This window comes from Candidatus Eisenbacteria bacterium (assembly GCA_035577985.1).
Lineage (GTDB): Bacteria > Desulfobacterota > Binatia > DP-6 > DP-6 > DATJZY01.
Map to the genome: position 1 here is coordinate 1 of DATJZY010000146.1, position 17,117 is coordinate 17,117.

Consider the following 17,117-nt stretch of genomic DNA (forward strand, 5'->3'; position numbering starts at 1 on the left):
CCCGGAGCGGAGCTGCCCCCAGGTCTACAAGATGGGCATGCCCACCGTCATCTTCGGGAAGAACCCGCGCGACGGGCAGCTCTTCATCGACCACTCGGTCGACACCTTCGCGGCCTACTGCGGCGCCGTGAAGGGGCAGGACGGCTGGGGCGGCCACAACGTGTCGTTCGGGAACCTCATCCGCGCGACGGGCGAGATCAACGAAGCGATCTTCCCGGTGCGCCACCTCGCGCGCGACTACGAGACCGACAGCGGCGGCGCCGGCGAGTTCCGCGGCAACTGCGGGAGCCTGTACCGCAAGCAGGTGCTCGTGCCCGCGACCGTCTACACGTACGTCGTCGGCAAGAAGTATCCGATGCCCGGCATCGCCGGCGGCAATCCCGGCTCGCCGAACAAGCTCGTAGTGCGCGCGGGCGGGCCGTACGCGCACGAGGTCGGCGACAAGGCGGGCTACATCGAGCACGCCGCCGGCGAGGCCTACGAGTACCACTACGGCGGCGGCGGCGGCTGGGGCGACCCGTTGGCGCGACCGCCGGAGCGGGTGCTGGCCGACGTCCTCGACGAGTACGTGTCGGTCGAGGCGGCGCGCCGCGACTACGGCGTCGTGCTGACGGGCGACCTGTGGGATCTCACCCTGGCGATCGACCACGAGGCGACGGCCGCGCTGCGCGCCGAGCGCCGCGCCGCGAGGAGCGCATGAGCGACGTACGCATCACCGTGTCCGAGGTCGCGGGGCGCCCGCACGCCTCGAGCGGCTCGCCGTGGGAGCCGAAGGTCGGCTACGCGCGCGCCGTCCGCGCCGGCAACGTGATCGCCGTCACTGGCACGGTGGGGATCGACGCCGACGGCACCTTCCCGGCCACCATGGGCGGGCAGACGCGCCGCGCGCTCGCCATCATCCGCGCCGCGATCGAGGCGCTGGGCGGCCGTCTCGAGCACGTCGTCCGCACGCGCATGTTCGTCACCGACATCTCCCGGTGGGAAGAGGTCGGCGCCGTGCATGGCGAGGTGTTCGGCACGATCCGGCCGGCCACCACCATGGTCGAGGTCGCAAAGCTGATCGACGGCGCGGCCCTGGTCGAGATCGAGGCCGACGCGATCCTGCCGTGAGCCCGCCGCCGTGACGGCTCACACCGACTACCTCTGGTTCACGACGCCCAAGCGCAAGGAGCTCGTGAACATCACCGACCGCGTGGCGGCGATCGTCGCCGCCTCGAAGATCGCCGAGGGCTTCTGCCTCGTCTCGGCGATGCACATCACGTCGGGCATCTGGGTGAACGACGAGGAGAGTGGCCTCAAGCAGGACGTCATGGAGTGGCTGGAGAAGCTCGCGCCCGTCGGCGACTACCGTCACCACCAGACGGGCGAGGACAACGCCGACGCGCACCTGAAGCGCACCATCGTCGGCCACCAGGTCGTCCTCCCCGTGACCAAGGGGCAGCTCGACCTTGGCCCCTGGGAGCAGATCTTCTACGCCGAGTTCGACGGCCGCCGGAAGAAGCGCGTCGTCGTGAAGATCCTCGGCGAATGAGCGACGCCCCGCCGCGGGCGATCCTGGTCTCGCACTTCCACTGGGATCGCGAGTGGCACCGGACGTTCGAGGCCTACCGCGCACGCCTGGTCGACGCGGTCGATCGCGTGCTCGACCTTCTTGCCGCCGACCCGGGCTATCGCTTCCTCCTCGACGGACAGGCGATCGTGCTCGAAGACTACCTCGCGATGCGACCCGCGCGCCGCGCCGACCTCGAGCGCGGGCTGCGCGACGGCCGGCTCGCGGTGGGCCCGTGGTACGTGCAGCCCGACTCGCTGCTGCCGTCGGGCGAGGCGCACGTGCGAAACCTGTTGCTCGGCCGTCGCGTGGGAGGCGCGCTCGGCCCGGTGTCGCGTGCCGGCTACGTGCCCGACTCGTTCGGCCACCCGGCCCAGCTCCCGCAGATCCTGCAGGGCTTCGGCATCGACAGCTTCGTGTACTGGCGGGGCAACGGCAACGAGATCGACCGCGTCGGCACGTGGTATCGCTGGGAGGCGCCCGACGGCAGCGCCGTCGCGGCGCTCCTGCTGCGCGACGGCTACTTCAACGCCGGCTGCCTGCCGTCCGACGTCGAGGCGGCGGCCGCGGGGCTCGAAGCCATCGTGCGGCGACACGAGGACGAGCCCGTGCCCGCGCTCCTCATGAACGGCTTCGACCACATGCAGCCCGATCCGCACGTGGGTGCGGTCGCCGCCGCGCTCGCGCGGCGTCTCGGCGCGCGCGTCGACCGCGGCCTGCTCGAGGACGTGCTCGCGGTACGACCTGCGCCAAGGACGACGTTTCGCGGCGAGCTGGTCGGCGCGCGCGTCGCCGACCTCCTGCCGGGTGTGTGGTCGACGCGCATGGCGACGAAGCTTCGCAACCGCCGGTGCGAGGCGCTCCTCGAAGGCTGGGCGGAACCGTGGGCCGCGTTCGCGCGTCGCCTCGGTCTCCCCGACGAGCGCCCTGCAATCGAGCGGACATGGCGCACGCTGCTCGCGAACCAGGCGCACGACTCGCTGTGCGGCTGCTCGCTCGACGAGGTGATGCGCCAGGTCGACGCGCGCCTCGAGACCGTGCAGGGCCTCGCCGAGGAGACGATCGCGCGCCTGCTCTCGCGCCTCGCCGGACAGAACGTCGACCGCACGACGCCGCCCGGGCTCGCGCAGGACGTCGTGATCTTCAACCCCTCGCCGCACCCGCGCACCGACGTCGTCCGCATTCCGCTCGACGCGTATCCGGCGCTCCGCATGGCGATCGGCATCCCGGAGTTCCCGGAGCTGCTCCTCGCCGCCGACGGCCTTCCCGGCTTCACGATCGACGGCCGTCCGGTCCGCGTCGTGCGGGCGAACGATCTGTCGCGCGTCCGATGGCTTCCCGGGCAGGAGCCCTTCGACGTCGAGCTGGTCGCGACCGACGTCCCGGCGTTCGGGTGCCGGCGGCTTCGTCTCACACCGGCCGATCCCGAGCCCGATCGCGTCGACGACGGGCGCGAGATCGCGGCCGGCGGCGTGCGAGTCGTGGCGGCGGACGACGGGACGCTCGGCGTGCGCTTCGGCGAGCGCGAGCTCCGGGCGCTGCTCGGCGTCGAAGACGACGGCGACCGCGGCGATACGTACGACTTCGACCCGGTGCCGGGCGATCCCGGCGCGAGCGTCGTCTCGGTCTCCTGCGAGCGGCGACGGCATGCGTCGGGCATCGCCACGCTCACGGTCCGCCGCGTGCTCCGCGTCCCGCGCGCGCTGGCCGGCGACCGGACGCGACGCACGAGCGAGGTCGTGGATCTTCCGCTGGTCGTGGAAGCGCGCGTCGCGCCCGGCGTGCCGCGCGTCGATCTCGTGGTCTCGGTCGACAACACGGCGTCGGACCACCGCCTGCGGCTCGTGTTCCCGAGCGGAAGTGCGAGCCCGACCTTCACCGCGGCGACGACGTTCGACACGGCGACACGCCGCGCCGGGCCGGCCGACGATCGGGGCTGGGTGCACCGGGCGCCGGCGACGTTCCCGCACCAGGGCTGGGTCGCGGTGAACGGGCTCACCGTCGTCGCGCCCGGCCTGCCCGAGGCCGAGGTCCGGCCGGACGGCACACTCTTGCTGACGCTCGTGCGCAGCGTCGGGTGGATCTCGCGGTTCGATCTCGCGAGCCGGCCGCGCCCCGCCGGGCCCGCGATGGTGGCCCCGGGTGCGCAGTCGCAGGGGCGGCTCGTCGCGCGGATCTCGCTCCTCGCGGATGCCGATGCGCGGGCGGCGCGCGCCGCGGAGCTGGGCCTCCGCGGCGTCATCGGCGGCCCCTCGCCGCGGCTCGCGAGCGGCGACTCCCTGCTCGCGGTCGAGCCGAGGGAGGTCGTCGTCACTGCGGTGAAGCCCGCGGAGGAGGGGGATGGTGTCATCGTGCGGCTTCTCAACCCGACCGACGCGCCCGTCGCCGCAGTCGTGCGCTTCGGCGTCGCGCCGCGCCATGCCCGCGCCGTCCGCCTCGACGAAGAGCCCGCGCCGCACGCGATCGTGCTCGAGGGCGACACCGTGCGCATGGACGTGCCGCCGCACGCGCTGCGCTCCGTCCTGGTCCCATAGTCCTTGTCGCGCGCCGCGCTTTCCGTGTACTCACGTCGCGTGGCGACTCCGTCCTTCCGCATCGGCGTCGACGTGGGCGGCACCTTCACGGACCTGGTGCTCACGCACGACGGGACGATCACCCTCGACAAGCACCCGACGACGCCGCGCGACCAGTCCGAGGGCGTCCTCGGCGGCATCGGGCAGCTCGCGAGGCGCATCGGCGTGTCGCTCGGCGAGCTGCTCGCGCGCACCGAGCTGGTCGTGCACGGGACGACCACCGCCGACAACACCATGATCGAGATGTCCGGCGCGGTGACGGGGCTCGTCACGAGCGACGGACACCGCGACGAGATCGAGATCCGCCGCGGCTTCAAGGAGAGCATCTGGGACCCGGCGTATCCGCCGCCGCCGCCCATCTGTCCCCGCCGCCAGCGCTACGGCGTGCCCGAGCGGCTCGACTTCGAGGGCAACGTCGTGGTCCCGCTCGACGAGGAGGCGGTGCGTCGCGCCTGCCGGCGCATGAAGCAGCAGGGCGTCGAGTCGCTCGCCATCGTGCTCCTGTTCTCGTTCGTGAACCCCGCCCACGAGCGGCGCGTGCGCGAGATCGCGAGCGAGGAGCTGCCGGGCGTGATGCTGTCGCTCTCGCACGAGGTGATGCCGTCGGCGCCGGAGTTCGAGCGCACGAGCACGACGCTGGTGAACGCCTACGTCGGCCCCAAGATCGGCCGCTACCTCTCACGGCTCGACGCCCGCCTGCGCGAAGCGGGCTTCGCGGGCGAGCTCCTCATCATGCAGTCGAACGGCGGCGTCATGCCGGGCGGCTACGTCACGCAGAAGGCGGTCGCCGTCATGGGCTCGGGGCCCGCCGGCGGCGTCATGGGCGCGACCGCCGTCGCGGGCGCGGCCGGCATCGCGGACTTCATCTCGGTCGACATGGGAGGGACCAGTTACGACGTCTCGCTCGTGCGCAAGGGCGAGCCCGAGGTGAAGGCAGGCTGGAACTGGCACCACCGCTACCTGGTCGGGCTGCCGATGGTCGACGTGCAGACGGTCGGCGCCGGCGGCGGCTCGATCGCGTCCGTCGAAGCCGGCGCGCTGAAGGTCGGGCCGCGCAGCGCCGGCTCCGAGCCGGGGCCCGTGTGCTACGGGCGCGGCGGCACCGAGCCGACCGTCACCGACGCGAACGTGGTGCTCGGGTACTTGAACCCCGACCGCTTCTGCGGCGGCACCATGCGGCTCGACGCCGAGGGCGCCTACGCCGCCATCCGCGAGCGGGTGGCGAAGCCGCTCGGTCTCACGGTCGTCGAAGCCGCGGACGGAATCTTCCGGCTCGTCAACGCCAACATGGCGAACGCGGTCCGCAAGGCATCGGCGAACAAGGGCATCGATCCACGTCCGCTCACCCTGGTCGTCTTCGGTGGCAACGGCCCCGTTCACGCCGGCATGCAGGCGGCCGAGCTGGGCATCCGGCGCATCTTCGTCCCGAAGCTCTCGCCCGCATTCTCGGCCCTGGGCCTGCTTCTCACCGACCACGTGGTCGACGAGATGCGCTCGTACGTGGCGCCGATCGCGCAGGTCGACCTGGCGCGCGTGAATCGCCTCTTCGCCGAGATGGAGGCGTCGGCGACCGCGGCGCTCCAGGGCAGCGCAGCCCGCCGCCGCCGGCGCGTGCGCTTCGAGCGCATGGCGGCCCTGTGCTACCCCGGCCAGACGTTCGACATGCCGGTGCCGCTCCCCGGACGCGGGGGACAGGTGACCGCACGCGTGCTCGCCGACACGGTGGAGCGCTTCCATCGCATGCACGAGGAGCTGCACACCTACGCGAGCCGCGATCAGGACCCGATCCTGCGCGGCCTGCGCGTGAAGGCGCTCGCCGTCGAGGAGAAGGCGCCGCTGCCGCGCGCGTCGCGCCGCGCGCAGGGCAACCCGCGCGTCGGCGCGCGCAAGGCGTTCTTCCGCGGCCGCTATGTGCCGACGCCGGTCTACGACGGGACGCGTCTCGTCCCCGCGCAGACGATCCTCGGCCCCGCGATCGTCGAGGAGCCGTTCACGACCATCGTCGTGTACCCGAGCCAGCGCGCGACGACCGACCAGTGGGGCAACTACTCGATCACGCTCGGCCGCTGAGCCGTCAGCGCAGGCGCGGGCAGGTCGGCGGCTCGGGGCCGTCGGGACAGATCACGACGCGCTGATCGCCGTTGTTGCGGAGCTGGAACCACTCGCCGGTGTCCGGATTGTAGGCCCAGCAGATCTCGTCGGTGAACGCGAGACAATCGGGCTTGCCCTTGTAGTAGCGCAGATGCTGCTTGCAGTAGTCGACCGCGCCATCGCGCAGCGTGTAGAACCAGCGCGGCTCGAGCCAGCAGGAGGTGACGACCGGAATGGCGGGGGCGGGCGCGGGCAGCGGCCGGGGGCGCGCCGGCGGCCCCGCGTGCGCGAGAACGGCGAGCAGGAGCACCGTCGCCGTCAGGATCGCTCGCATCGCCACCCGAGCCTAACATCCGGCACCCCGGCTGGCGACATTGACCCCCGTCGGCGCCCGGCGCTACAGAGACCGCCTCGCGTGGCAGCCACGACCGATCTCGCATTCCCGTCGTCGAGCGGGCGCCCGATGCGTGCGGCGCTCGCCGTGCCCTCTGCCTCGTCGAAGCGCCCGGCCGTGATCGTCATCCACGAGATCTACGGTCTCAACGCCGACATCCGGCGGATCGCGGGGCGCTTCGCCGACCTGGGGTACGTGGCGCTGGCGGTCGATCTCTACGATACCGAGGGGCCGAAGGCCCTGTGCGTGCTCCGGACGCTCCTCGCCATGCGGCAGGGCCACGGCCGCGCCTTCGACGACCTCGAGGCCGCGCGCCGGTGGCTCGCGACCCGCCCCGAGGTCGATCCGGAGCGCACCGGCGTGGTCGGCTTCTGCATGGGCGGCGGCTTCGCGCTCTTGTACGCCACGCGCGCACCGCTGAAGGTCGCAGGCGCCTTCTACGGCGACGTGCCGAAGACGGCCGACGGCCTCCGCGGCGCCTGTCCGGTGCTCGGGGGCTTCGGCGGCCGCGACCGCATCTTCGCGCCGCAGGGCGAGCGACTGCCGAAGCTCCTCTCCGAGCTCGGCATCCCGCACGACGTCCGCGTCTACCCCGACGCCGGCCACAGCTACATGAGCCACCACGACGGCGTCATGGCGACGATCGGCGCCTGGGGTCCGCTCGCCGCCGGCTTCGATGCCTCGGCCGAAGCGGACAGCTGGCGGCGGATCGAGGCGTTCTATCGAGAGCACCTCGGGTGAGCGCGCTGTCGGTGCCGCGAGGCCGGGGGCAAGGCTTCGGCTTCGGCTCCGCCGCGCGACAACACACACGCCTCGCCACGGCCCTACATTTCGTCGCGCCGCTTCGCAGGCGCCTCCGCCTTGCCCCGGCCTCGCGGACGCTACGGCGCGCGATCGGTGTGTGCTGACGCTAGAGACAGGAAGTTCCGGTGACGCAGCCGCTGAGCGTCAGGCACTGTGTAGCGACGTCGAAGGTGCCGCCGAACTCGCAGACGGGCGTGCCGGACGGCCGCAGTACGACACCGACGACGTCGCCGGCGCCGCTGACGGCGGCGACCGCGTGCTTGCCGCGCACCGCGCCGCGCAGGTCCTTCTTGCTGTAGGTGACGAGGCCCACGGTGCCGACCACGTGCGTCGTCGAGCGCGCGTGCATCGCCGGCACCGCGGAGATCTTGCGCGCGAGCGTGTGACCGAGCGTCTCGGCCGGAAGGTAGGAAGGGAGCAGGGCCGCGAGGCCGAGCGCGAGGATCACGTGTCGCATGTCGTTCTCCGTTCGAGGCGCCGGGACGGGATGCGCCTGGGACGGGCCTACCACGAGTCGAGCGCGACGCGCCACGCTACGAACGCCGTCGCTTGGCGCGCGAGGTCGGCGTGGCGGTCGTCGGATCGTCCGGCCACGGGTGCCGCGGGTAGCGGCCGCGCAGCTCGGCGCGCACCTGCGCGTACGTCGTGCGCCAGAAGCTCGCGAGGTCGTCCGTGATCTGCATCGGGCGCCCGCTCGGCGCGAGCAGCTCGAGCACGATCGGCACCCGTCCAGCGGCCAGGCGCGGCGTCGTGGCGAGCCCGAACACCTCCTGGATGCGCGCGGCGACGCTGGGCGGGCGATCGCGGCCATACGCGAGCGGCACGCGACGGCCGCTCGGCAGCGTCCAGTGCGACGGCGCCTCGCGCTCGATCGCCTGGCGCTGGCGATGGGAGAGGAGGCCCAGCACGGCACCGCCGACGTCCGCCTGCCGCAGCTCCGCCAGCGATCGCATCCCGCTCGCCACGGCCACGAGCGCGTCGCGCAGAAGCTGCGCCGGGTCGTCGGGCAGGCCGAGCTCGGGCATGGCCCGCGCGAGGAAGCGCAAGCGATCGAGAAGTATCTGGGCGTCCGGGTGGTCGGCGAGGACCCGCGCGGGATCCGCACCGACCGCCGCCACGAGCGCCGCGCTCGCGTCGCCGGCGTCGACGTCCGTGCGGACCCGCTCTTCGAGGACCAGGTCGCGGTAGCGCGTGACGGTCCGCGCCACCGCGCGCCCGCGCGCGTCGTCGAAGCCCACCTCGCGCGCCGTCTCGACCGATCCCGGGAACACCTGCTCGAGCCACTCGCGACGCACGGCGCTCGCAACGCGCACGCGCGCCTCGGCGCCGCGCTCGCCGCCCTCGACGTCGACCGCGACGAAGAGCTCGCTCTCGCGCACGACGCTCTGCGGCGCGAGGGCGACGCCGACGCCGCCGACCATGACGCCGCGCGGGCTGCCGGTCTCGCGCCGCCGGCATACGCGGTCGGGAAATCCGGCGAGCACGCAGCGCAGCAGGCGATCCGCGGACGCGCCACCACCGCCGCCGGCGCGACGGCCGAGCTGCCGGCGCACGTGCTCCACCGCACGCACCGCACCCGCGTCGAGCCCGAGGCGCTCGCAGGCGTCGCGGCCGAAGCCGGCGCGCGCCGCGTCCTCGAAGAGCTCCATGCGCAGGAGGAGGTCCGACGGGCCGGGCGGAAAGTCGGCCGCCGCGCCGCCGAAGGCGCGCGCCGCGCGCACGACGTCGCGCTCGCTCGCGAGCGCGGCGAGGAGCGCGCCGTCGGCGAGCGCGTCCTCGTCCTCCGCCTCGACCAGCATGCGCGCGAGCCGCGGCGCGACGGGCAGCGCGAGCATCCGGCGCCCGACGTCGGTGAGGGCGCCGTCGTCGGCCAGCGCGCCGAGGTCGACGAGGAGCCGCGCCGCGCGCTCGAGCGTCGCCGGCGGGGGAGGATCGAGCCAGGCGAGCCCGGCGGCGTCGCGCAGGCCCCAGGCCGCCAGCTCGAGCAGCGTCCGGCCGAGGTCGACGCGCAGGATCTCGGGGACATCGTGCTCGCGGCGTCCCGCCTCCTCGGCGCGCGTCCACAAGCGCACGCAGCGACCCGGCCCGAGACGACCGGCACGCCCGGCGCGTTGCGTCGCCGACGAGCGGCTGATCGGCGCGAGCGCGAGCCGATCGAGCCCCGTGCGCACGTCGAAGCGGGCGCGGCGCGCGAGCCCGGAGTCGACCACCGCCGTCACGCCCTCGACGGTGAGCGCGGTCTCGGCGACGTTGGTGGCGAGGACGATGCGCCGCCCCGTCCCCGGCCGGAGCGCACGCGCCTGCTCGTCGAGCGGTTGGTCGCCGTGGAGCGGCACGACGTCGATGCCGCGCTGCGAAGCGAGCGGCGCCAGCGCCGCGGTCGCGCGCCGGATCTCGCCCGCCCCGGGCAGGAACACGAGCACGTCGCCGGGATCGTCGAGCACGCCCCGCACCGCCGCCGCGACGCGATCCGCGAGCCGCAGCCCGTGCCCCGCGTCGTCGTACGAGACGGCGACCGGATGCGCGCGCCCCTCGGACGTGACCACGGCCGCCGTGCTGCCGAGGAAGCCCGCCAGCGGCTCCGTTTCGATCGTCGCCGACATCACGACGAGGCGGAGGTCGGGGCGCACGCTCTCCTGCAGCTCGCGCACCACCGCGAGCGCGAGGTCGCTCTGCAGGTGGCGCTCGTGGAACTCGTCGAGGACGACGATGCCGACGTCCTCGAGAAAGGGATCGCGCGCGAGATCGCGCCCGAACACACCCTCGGTGAGGAACCACAGGCGCGTCGCAGCGCCGCCCTTGCGCACGAAGCGCACGCGGTAGCCGACCTCGCCGCCGACGGCGCCGCCGCGGGTGCGTGCGACGAACTCGGCGGCGGCGCGCGCCGCGATCCGGCGCGGCTCGACGACGGCGACCCTTCGCGCGCCGGCGAGACCCGCGTCGAGCAGCGCGGCCGGGACGCGAGTCGTCTTGCCGGCGCCCGGCGCGGCGCGCAGGACGAGCCGGTTGGTCTCGCGCAGGCGCGCGACGATCTCGGGAAGGAGCGGCTCGATCGGAAGTGCGGGCGTCACGCCTTGCCCGCGCGCGCGGCCATCCGATACATCCCCCGCTCATGGCGACGCACTCGATGGTGACGGCCGATCCTCTCCACACCGAGCCCGGGTTCTTCGGCCGGCCGGGGGAGGTGACACCCGACCTCTACATGTACGGCTCGTTCGTCAACACGTACGCGATGAAGACCTCTGCCGGGCTCGTCGTCGTCGATCCCGGGCTCACGCACACCTCGTCGTCCATCCACGACGCCGTACGCGCCTGGTCGGACGTGCCGCTGCGCACCGCCGTCTACACGCACGGGCACGCGGACCACGCCTTTGGCCTGCGTGCGTTCCTCGAGGCGGGCGATCGCCCCGACATCGTTGCGCAGGAGCGTTGCGTCGATCGTTTCCACCGCTACGGCCTCATGCACGGACTGAACGGACGCATCAACCAGCGGCAGTTCGCCCTGCCGGTGCCGATGTTCCCGAACCAGTTCGACTGGCCGACGCTGCTCGTCCGCGACCGCCTGGTGCAGCGCGTGGGCGACGTGGAGCTGCACTTGACCGCCGCCAAGGGCGAGACCGACGACGCCTTGTGGGTGTGGGTGCCGGAGCGGCGCTACCTCTTCGTCGGCGACTTCATCATCTGGCAGGCGCCCAACTGCGGCAACCCGCAGAAGGTGCAGCGCTACCCCGAGGAATGGGCGGACGCGCTCGAGACCATGGCCGGGTGCGATGCCGAGTGGCTCTTCCCGGGCCACGGGCTCGCCGTGCAGGGACGGGACGCCGTTAGGATGGTGCTGACCGAGACCGCGCGCTACCTCCGCGTCATCGTCGACGAGGTCCGGCGTCGCATGAACGCCGGCGAGACGGCCGAAGAGATCTTCCACGCCGTCGAGCCCGACGCCGAGCTGGCGACGCGGTCGTACCTGCGCGCGACGTACGACCATCCGAAGTTCATCGTGCGAAACCTCCTGCGTCTGTGGGGTGGTTGGTGGAACGGCAACGCGGCCGAGCTGCTGCCGGCGACTCCGTCGCGCCAGGCCGAGGAGGTGGCGGCGCTCGCCGGCGGCGTCGCCGCGGTGATCGCGCGCGGCCGTACGCTCCTCGCCGCGGGCGACGCGACCACCGCGGCGCACCTCGCGGAGTGGGCGACGCGGGCGGCTCCGGCCGATCGCGAAGCGCAGGCGCTCAAGCGCGACGTCTACGCCCGCCGGCTCGACGAAGCGGAGTCGCTCATGGCGCGAGGGATCTTCCGGGCGGCGATGCACGACGCGCAGCGCGCGCTCGGCGAGGAGCCGACGAACCGGGTCGAAGCGGGCGGTATGGCGCTCCTCCAGCAGCCACGCTGAGGCGTTTGCGAGGTCGAGCCCTCAGATGCGTGTTGAACTCGGCCGGTGCGGGCTTGAAATCGGGGGCACAATGCCCCACAAGAGATACCATGATGAAAAGCGGGTTCGTGACGGCGCTCGTGCTGGCCGGATCGGTGGCGTTGGCACCCCAGGCAGGAGCCGACTGCCGGGCCGACTGCACCAAGCTCTTCAGGGACTGCGTCAAGACTTGCGTCGCGAACTACTCCGGCATCATGCGCAGAGGCTGCAAGATCGGCTGCAAGCGGGCCAAGAAGTCCGTGATTCGTGCCTGCAGGCAGAATCCGCAGATCTGCGCGGCGGAGTGAGCATGCAACGGATCAGCGCCCGCGATAGCGCACGACGCCGTTCTCGTCCATCTTGAGCGCGCGCCCCTCGAAGCGCAGCAGCTCCAGGTGTGCGAGCGTCTCGGACGTCGCCGCCATCACCTGGAAGCGGTTGTCGGCGCTGATCGCGAAGGCTTCGAGCGCGACCTCGTAGGGCGTGAGCGGGCGGCGCCGGATCAGCTCCAGCATCGTCATCTTGCGCACGCGATGGAAGTCGATGAGCTGGCTCGCGCGGCGCCGATGGTCCTCGTAGACGCCGCCGTGCGCGGGGCAGACGAGGCGGCTCTCGAAGCGCTTCAGCTTCTCGTGCGAGTTGAGGAAGTCGCCGAGCGGATTCTCGGGCCCGTTCGGATACAACCCCACGTGCGGGGTGATCTTCGGGAGCAGATGGTCGCCGACGAAGAGGATGCCGTCGGGCTGCAGCAAGAGGCAGCAGTGACCCGGCGTGTGGCCGGGCGTCCACACGACCTCGAAGCGACGCCCGTCGCCGAGCGGGATCTCGTCGGCGTCGGCGAGCAACGCGTCGGGAATGGCGGGCACGTAGAGCGTCCCGAAGGCGAGCTTCGGAGGCGGCATCCGCTTGTGGGGCGGCGCATCGGGGACGCCACTGCGGCGGTTCCACTCCTCGTTCTCGCCCATCGCGTTCGCCGTGGCGGCGGCGCGCTCGGCTTCGAGCGGGTGCAGGAAGACCTTGGCGTGCGTCAGCTCTCGGTACGGCCCCGACGTGCCGTAGTGGTCGATGTGGTGGTGCGTGCACACGATCCGCGTGACGTCGCGCGGCGCGATGCCGTACTCGGCGAGCGCCGCTTCGAAGGTGCGCGTGCTGTCGCCGGTGTGCATGCCGGTGTCGACGAGCGTCCACGTCGATCCCGTGCGGACCAGGTAGACGTTGACGATGGTCGGCTTGAAGGGGAGCGGCAGGAACACCTGCACGACCCCGTCCGCCACCTCTCGGGGCTTGGCGGCCTCGCTCATGCTACTCGTGGATCTGCTCTTGCACGGCGAAGCTGACCCGCACCCGCACCCGCCACGCGGTGACGCCGCCGTCCTCGACGACGGCCGTGATCCGATCCACCTCGACCTCAGGCTTGATGCCCTTGATGGTCGCCGACGCGCGCGCGACCGCGAGGCCGACGGCGTCCTCGATCGAGTTGGTCGACGTGCCTGTGAGCTCGATCGTCTTCTCGACCATGCGCTTGCCCTCCGAGCGGCGAGTAGGCCTGGATCGGTGGGGCTAGGCAAGGGCGGCGCTGTTCGCGTTGGTCGCGTCTTCGACGGAGCGGGCAGCCGGGGGGGGCGGTCCTGCGCTCCCCGATAATCGCGTCGGACCGCCCCCCCCGGCTGCCCGCTCCTGCGGAGGGCGACGAATCGCGAACGCGCGGCATGCGCGTACCTTCCACGCCTCTGGATCGCTTGGTGCGCGCACGGTAGGAGCGACGCGTGCGAGCTCTCGTCGCGGCGGTGCTGGTTGCTTTGGCCGGCGTGACGAACGTTGTGGCGCGCGAGATGCCGGTCGGTGTGCGGACGGCGGATCTCGTCGATGCAGCTCGGAGCCGAACGCTCGCGACGGAGATCTGGTATCCGGCGCGCAGCGAGGGGCGCGACGTGGGCCTGCGGCGCGGGCGGTGGCCGCTCGTGCTGGTGGCGCATGGGTCGTGCGGGTTCCGGACGAACTACGAGTACCTGACCACGTACCTCGCCGGCCGCGGATTCGTCGTGGCGGCGCCGGACTTCCCCGGCTTCACGCAGAGCGATTGTCGGAACGGGCTTCCGACCGACCTCGGCGCCGGCGCGCCGGGCGATCTCTCGTTCATCTCGCGCATCTTCCACGACCGGACGGGGCCGCTCGGGGACGTCGCCGCGCACGTCCGCGGCGCCGCCACGGGGCTCGCGGGGCATTCGCTCGGCGGGCTCGTGGTCGTGAACGCGGCGCTCGCCGATCCGACCTTCACGGCGGTCGTTGCGCTGGCACCGGCCGTCGACGCAGCGAGCGCGGCCCCGTTCGGAGCGCTCGATCCGGGGCCGGCCATGCTCGTCGTCGGCGGGGGCGCCGACCGGACGATCTCGTTCGACGCCGTGACGCGGCCCTTCTTCGACGCCCTGCCGGCGCCGGCGTACCTCGTCCGCATCGCGGCCGGTACCCACAGCGGTTTCACCGACATGGACGCAGGGCTCGGCGCCGAGGCGCTCGCGGCGCAGGAGGATGCCGTCGATCGCCACGCCGGCCCGTTCTTCGACCGCTACCTCGGCCGCCGTCGCCGCGCCGCCCGCGCCCTCCGCACCGCCGACGACGGGGCGGTGGCGGTCGTCGCGAAGACGAAGTAGGTCCAGGGGCATGGCGACGGTCGCATTCGTCACGGGAGCGGGTCGCGGCATCGGACGAGCGATCGCGCTGCGACTCGCGACAGCGGGGATCGCCGTCGGCGTCACCGACGTCGACGCGGCGAGCGCCGACGCGGTGGCGGGTGAGATCCGGCGCGCCGGCGGTCGTGCGCTCGGCGCGGCGGGCGACGTGACGTCGCTCGACGCCATGCGCGGCGCGGTCCGCGCCGTCGAGCAGGGGCTCGGCGCGATCGATGCGCTGGTCAACAACGCCGGTTGGGACAAGATGGAGCTCTTCCTCGACAACGACCCCGCACTGTGGGATCGCCTGATCGCCATCAACTACAAGGGCGTGCTCAACACGACCCGCGCCGTGCTCGAAGGCATGGCGGCACGCGGAAGCGGTCGTGTGGTCTCGATCGCGTCGGACGCGGGTCGCGTGGGCTCGACGGGCGAGGCCGTCTACTCGGGGTGCAAGGCCGGCATCATCGGCTTCTCGAAGGCGCTCGCGCGCGAGGTGGCCGCGAAGGGCATCACGGTGAACGTGGTCTGCCCGGGCCCGACCGACACCGCGCTGCTCGCCGAGGTCGGCGCGACGCCGCGCGGCGCGAAGATCGTCGCCGCCATGCATCGCGCGATCCCGCTCGGACGGATCGGCCAGCCCGAGGACGTCGTCGGCGCCGTCGCGTTTCTCGTGTCGGACGAGGCGGCGTTCGTCACCGGGCAGGTGCTGAGCGTGTCGGGTGGACTCAGCATGGTCGGCTGACTACGGACGGAAGACAAGGAGGGCTCTCATGAAGATCGAAGGTGGCTGCTACTGCGGCGCGGTTCGCTACCAGGCGGAGGGCGACGCCCTGTTCAAAGGCCAGTGCCACTGCCGCGAGTGCCAGTACATCTCCGGCGGGCTTCCGAACGTCGTGATGGGCATGCCCGAGCCGGGCTTCAAGTACACGAAGGGTGCGCCCAAGAAGTTCACGCGCAAGGACCTGCCGAACCCGGTGACGCGCGAGTTCTGCGCCGAGTGCGGGACGCATCTCCTGACGCGCACGCCCAGGGTGCCCGGCGCCGTGCTGATGAAGGTGGGGACGTTCGACGATCCCAGCGTCTTCGGCGGCCCGCAGATGGTGATCTTCACCATCGACAAGCAGAGCTTCCATCACGTGCCGGAAGGCGTGCCGACGTTCGAGCGGGTGCCGGGCTGAGAGCCGACATGATCGGTCGCGCGCTCGCCGTCCTGGTCCTGGCCGCCGTCGCGGCAGGGCCGGCGCGCGCGGCCGACACGCCGAGCGTGCCCGCGGTCGGCGCTGCCGCGCCGGACGTCGTCCTCACCAACGACCGCGGAGAGACGACGAAGCTGTCGGACTATCGCGGCAAGTGGGTGGTGCTCTACTTCTATCCGAAGGACTTCACGAGCGGCTGCACGCTCGAGGCGCAGAACTTCCAGCGTGATCTCGCGAAATACGAGCAGGCGGGCGCCGTCGTCCTCGGCGTCAGCATCGACGACGCCGACTCCCACAGGGCGTTCGGGGCCAAGGAGGGCCTGGGCTTCCGGCTGCTGTCCGATCCCGATGCGGCCACGTCGGCGGCGTACGGCTCGGTCATCAGCCGCTTCGGGACGAGGCTGGCGGCGCGCAACACGTTCATCATCGATCCGCAGGGCAAGATCGCGCAGGTCTTCACGGGCGTCGATCCCGCGGAGCACAGCGGCGAGGTGCTGAGCGCGCTCGCGACGCTGCAACGCCGGTGACGCGCCTGATCATCATGTCGGGGGGACGACCATGTCGACGAGGAGCCACCGTCTACTCGCGATCGCCGCGCTGCTGTCCGCCTGCACGTCGGTCAAGGTGAAGCCCGTCGACCCATCGATGGGCGTGAAGCACGTGTGCATCGAGAACAACCCGAAGGTGGTCGTGGGGGACTTCCTGCCGGTCGTGCGCGACGGCTTCACGCGGCACGGGATCACCACCGAAGTCTACTCGCCGAACGCACCTGCCGTACCCGACGGCTGCCAGCTGATCCTCAAGTACACGGCGCTGCAGTCGTGGGACCTGACGACCTACCTCTCGCACGCGGAGCTCACGCTCCAGACACCCGACGGCACGCAGGTCGCGTCGGCCGAGTACCACCTGGTCGGGAAGGGCGGGTACGCGCTCACGAAGTTCCAGGGCACGAAGACCAAGATGGATCCCGTGATCGACGAGCTGTTGAAGGGATACTGAGCCATGCTGACGGGGAGCTGCATGTGCGGCGGCGTTCGCTACGAGATCGACGGCCGGATCGGTCCTCCCGGGCACTGCCACTGCGCGACGTGCCGCAAAGCGCAGGGCGGCGCGTTCGTCACCAACGCGCCGGTGCGGGCGCGGTACTTCCGCGTCGTGACGGGCGAGGACCTCGTCGCCGGCTTCGAGTCGTCGCCGGGGAAGGTCCGCAGCTTCTGCCGGCGGTGCGGCTCGCCGCTGTGGAGCCGCCGGAGCGACGACCCCGAGACCGTCCGGATCCGGCTGGGTCTGCTCGACGACGATCCCGGACGCCGCCCGCTCGGCCACGTGTGGGTCGGCGAGAAGGCGCCCTGGTTCGAGATCACCGACGACCTGCCGCGCTGGGAGCGCGGCCTGGACGAGCCGGCGACGCCCCGCGGATCGGGAACGTAGCG

At 72.4% G+C, this 17,117-nt stretch carries 19 protein-coding genes; 14 read left to right on the forward strand and 5 right to left on the reverse strand.

The window, feature by feature from the left end:
* The 5 genes from VMS22_20920 to VMS22_20940 all read left to right on the forward strand — a co-directional run.
* On the forward strand, window positions 1-700 hold a 700-nt coding region (locus VMS22_20920), incomplete at its 5' end, for a hydantoinase B/oxoprolinase family protein (GenBank protein HXJ36506.1).
* On the forward strand, window positions 697-1,110 hold the full coding sequence (locus VMS22_20925) for a RidA family protein (protein ID HXJ36507.1): 414 nt from the start codon (window positions 697-699) through the stop codon (window positions 1,108-1,110). The genes VMS22_20920 and VMS22_20925, both read left to right, overlap by 4 nt.
* 10 nt (window positions 1,111-1,120) lie before the next feature.
* Window positions 1,121-1,531 carry a secondary thiamine-phosphate synthase enzyme YjbQ gene (locus VMS22_20930; GenBank protein ID HXJ36508.1) on the forward strand — a complete coding sequence of 137 codons (411 nt, stop codon included), beginning with the start codon at window positions 1,121-1,123 and terminating at the stop codon, window positions 1,529-1,531.
* Complete coding sequence (locus VMS22_20935; GenBank protein ID HXJ36509.1) at window positions 1,528-4,083, forward strand: glycosyl hydrolase-related protein; 2,556 nt, start codon at window positions 1,528-1,530, stop codon at window positions 4,081-4,083. The genes VMS22_20930 and VMS22_20935 overlap by 4 nt, the downstream gene beginning before the upstream one ends.
* A gap of 39 nt (window positions 4,084-4,122) precedes the next feature.
* Window positions 4,123-6,192, forward strand: coding sequence for a hydantoinase/oxoprolinase family protein (locus VMS22_20940; protein HXJ36510.1), 2,070 nt, complete (start codon window positions 4,123-4,125; stop codon window positions 6,190-6,192).
* Between the two features lie 4 nt (window positions 6,193-6,196).
* Here VMS22_20940 and VMS22_20945 read toward each other — a convergent pair whose 3' ends face one another.
* Window positions 6,197-6,547, reverse strand: coding sequence for a hypothetical protein (locus VMS22_20945; protein ID HXJ36511.1), 351 nt, complete (start codon window positions 6,545-6,547; stop codon window positions 6,197-6,199).
* 81 nt (window positions 6,548-6,628) lie between these two features.
* Between VMS22_20945 and VMS22_20950 the strand changes: the two genes are divergently transcribed.
* A complete protein-coding gene (locus VMS22_20950) occupies window positions 6,629-7,348 on the forward strand; it encodes a dienelactone hydrolase family protein (protein ID HXJ36512.1) in 720 nt (239 codons plus the stop codon).
* Window positions 7,349-7,517: 169 nt separating this feature from the next.
* On the opposite strand, the gene VMS22_20955 is transcribed toward VMS22_20950, so the two are convergent.
* On the reverse strand, window positions 7,518-7,868 hold the full coding sequence (locus tag VMS22_20955; protein ID HXJ36513.1) for a hypothetical protein: 351 nt from the start codon (window positions 7,866-7,868) through the stop codon (window positions 7,518-7,520).
* A 76-nt stretch (window positions 7,869-7,944) separates the two neighbouring features.
* Window positions 7,945-10,482, reverse strand: coding sequence for an ATP-dependent helicase HrpB (hrpB, locus tag VMS22_20960; protein ID HXJ36514.1), 2,538 nt, complete (start codon window positions 10,480-10,482; stop codon window positions 7,945-7,947).
* A 41-nt stretch (window positions 10,483-10,523) separates the two neighbouring features.
* Between hrpB and VMS22_20965 the strand changes: the two genes are divergently transcribed.
* Both VMS22_20965 and VMS22_20970 read left to right on the forward strand, forming a co-directional pair.
* Window positions 10,524-11,798 carry an alkyl sulfatase dimerization domain-containing protein gene (locus VMS22_20965; protein ID HXJ36515.1) on the forward strand — a complete coding sequence of 425 codons (1,275 nt, stop codon included), beginning with the start codon at window positions 10,524-10,526 and terminating at the stop codon, window positions 11,796-11,798.
* A gap of 92 nt (window positions 11,799-11,890) precedes the next feature.
* The gene (locus tag VMS22_20970; GenBank protein HXJ36516.1) at window positions 11,891-12,124 is read left to right on the forward strand and encodes a hypothetical protein; all 234 of its coding nucleotides are present in this window, start codon (window positions 11,891-11,893) and stop codon (window positions 12,122-12,124) included.
* A 12-nt stretch (window positions 12,125-12,136) separates the two neighbouring features.
* Here VMS22_20970 and VMS22_20975 read toward each other — a convergent pair whose 3' ends face one another.
* Both VMS22_20975 and VMS22_20980 read right to left on the reverse strand, forming a co-directional pair.
* Complete coding sequence (locus VMS22_20975) at window positions 12,137-13,117, reverse strand: MBL fold metallo-hydrolase (GenBank protein ID HXJ36517.1); 981 nt, start codon at window positions 13,115-13,117, stop codon at window positions 12,137-12,139.
* A 1-nt stretch (window position 13,118) separates the two neighbouring features.
* Entirely contained in the window at window positions 13,119-13,334 is a 216-nt protein-coding gene (locus VMS22_20980) for a dodecin family protein (protein HXJ36518.1), read from the reverse strand.
* A 248-nt stretch (window positions 13,335-13,582) separates the two neighbouring features.
* Between VMS22_20980 and VMS22_20985 the strand changes: the two genes are divergently transcribed.
* The 6 genes from VMS22_20985 to VMS22_21010 are packed head-to-tail and all read left to right on the forward strand — an operon-like array spanning window position 13,583 to window position 17,115.
* A complete protein-coding gene (locus VMS22_20985; GenBank protein ID HXJ36519.1) occupies window positions 13,583-14,467 on the forward strand; it encodes an alpha/beta fold hydrolase in 885 nt (294 codons plus the stop codon).
* 10 nt (window positions 14,468-14,477) lie between these two features.
* On the forward strand, window positions 14,478-15,230 hold the full coding sequence (locus VMS22_20990) for an SDR family oxidoreductase (protein ID HXJ36520.1): 753 nt from the start codon (window positions 14,478-14,480) through the stop codon (window positions 15,228-15,230).
* A 28-nt stretch (window positions 15,231-15,258) separates the two neighbouring features.
* The gene (locus VMS22_20995) at window positions 15,259-15,666 is read left to right on the forward strand and encodes a GFA family protein (protein HXJ36521.1); all 408 of its coding nucleotides are present in this window, start codon (window positions 15,259-15,261) and stop codon (window positions 15,664-15,666) included.
* 8 nt (window positions 15,667-15,674) lie between these two features.
* On the forward strand, window positions 15,675-16,211 hold the full coding sequence (locus VMS22_21000) for a peroxiredoxin (GenBank protein HXJ36522.1): 537 nt from the start codon (window positions 15,675-15,677) through the stop codon (window positions 16,209-16,211).
* Between the two features lie 31 nt (window positions 16,212-16,242).
* Window positions 16,243-16,683 (forward strand): Sbal_3080 family lipoprotein, encoded by a 441-nt coding sequence (locus VMS22_21005; protein ID HXJ36523.1) that lies wholly within the window; start codon window positions 16,243-16,245, stop codon window positions 16,681-16,683.
* Window positions 16,684-16,686: 3 nt separating this feature from the next.
* Window positions 16,687-17,115: a GFA family protein gene (locus tag VMS22_21010; protein ID HXJ36524.1), complete on the forward strand. Its 429-nt coding sequence runs from the start codon at window positions 16,687-16,689 to the stop codon at window positions 17,113-17,115.
* Window positions 17,116-17,117 lie beyond the last annotated feature (2 nt).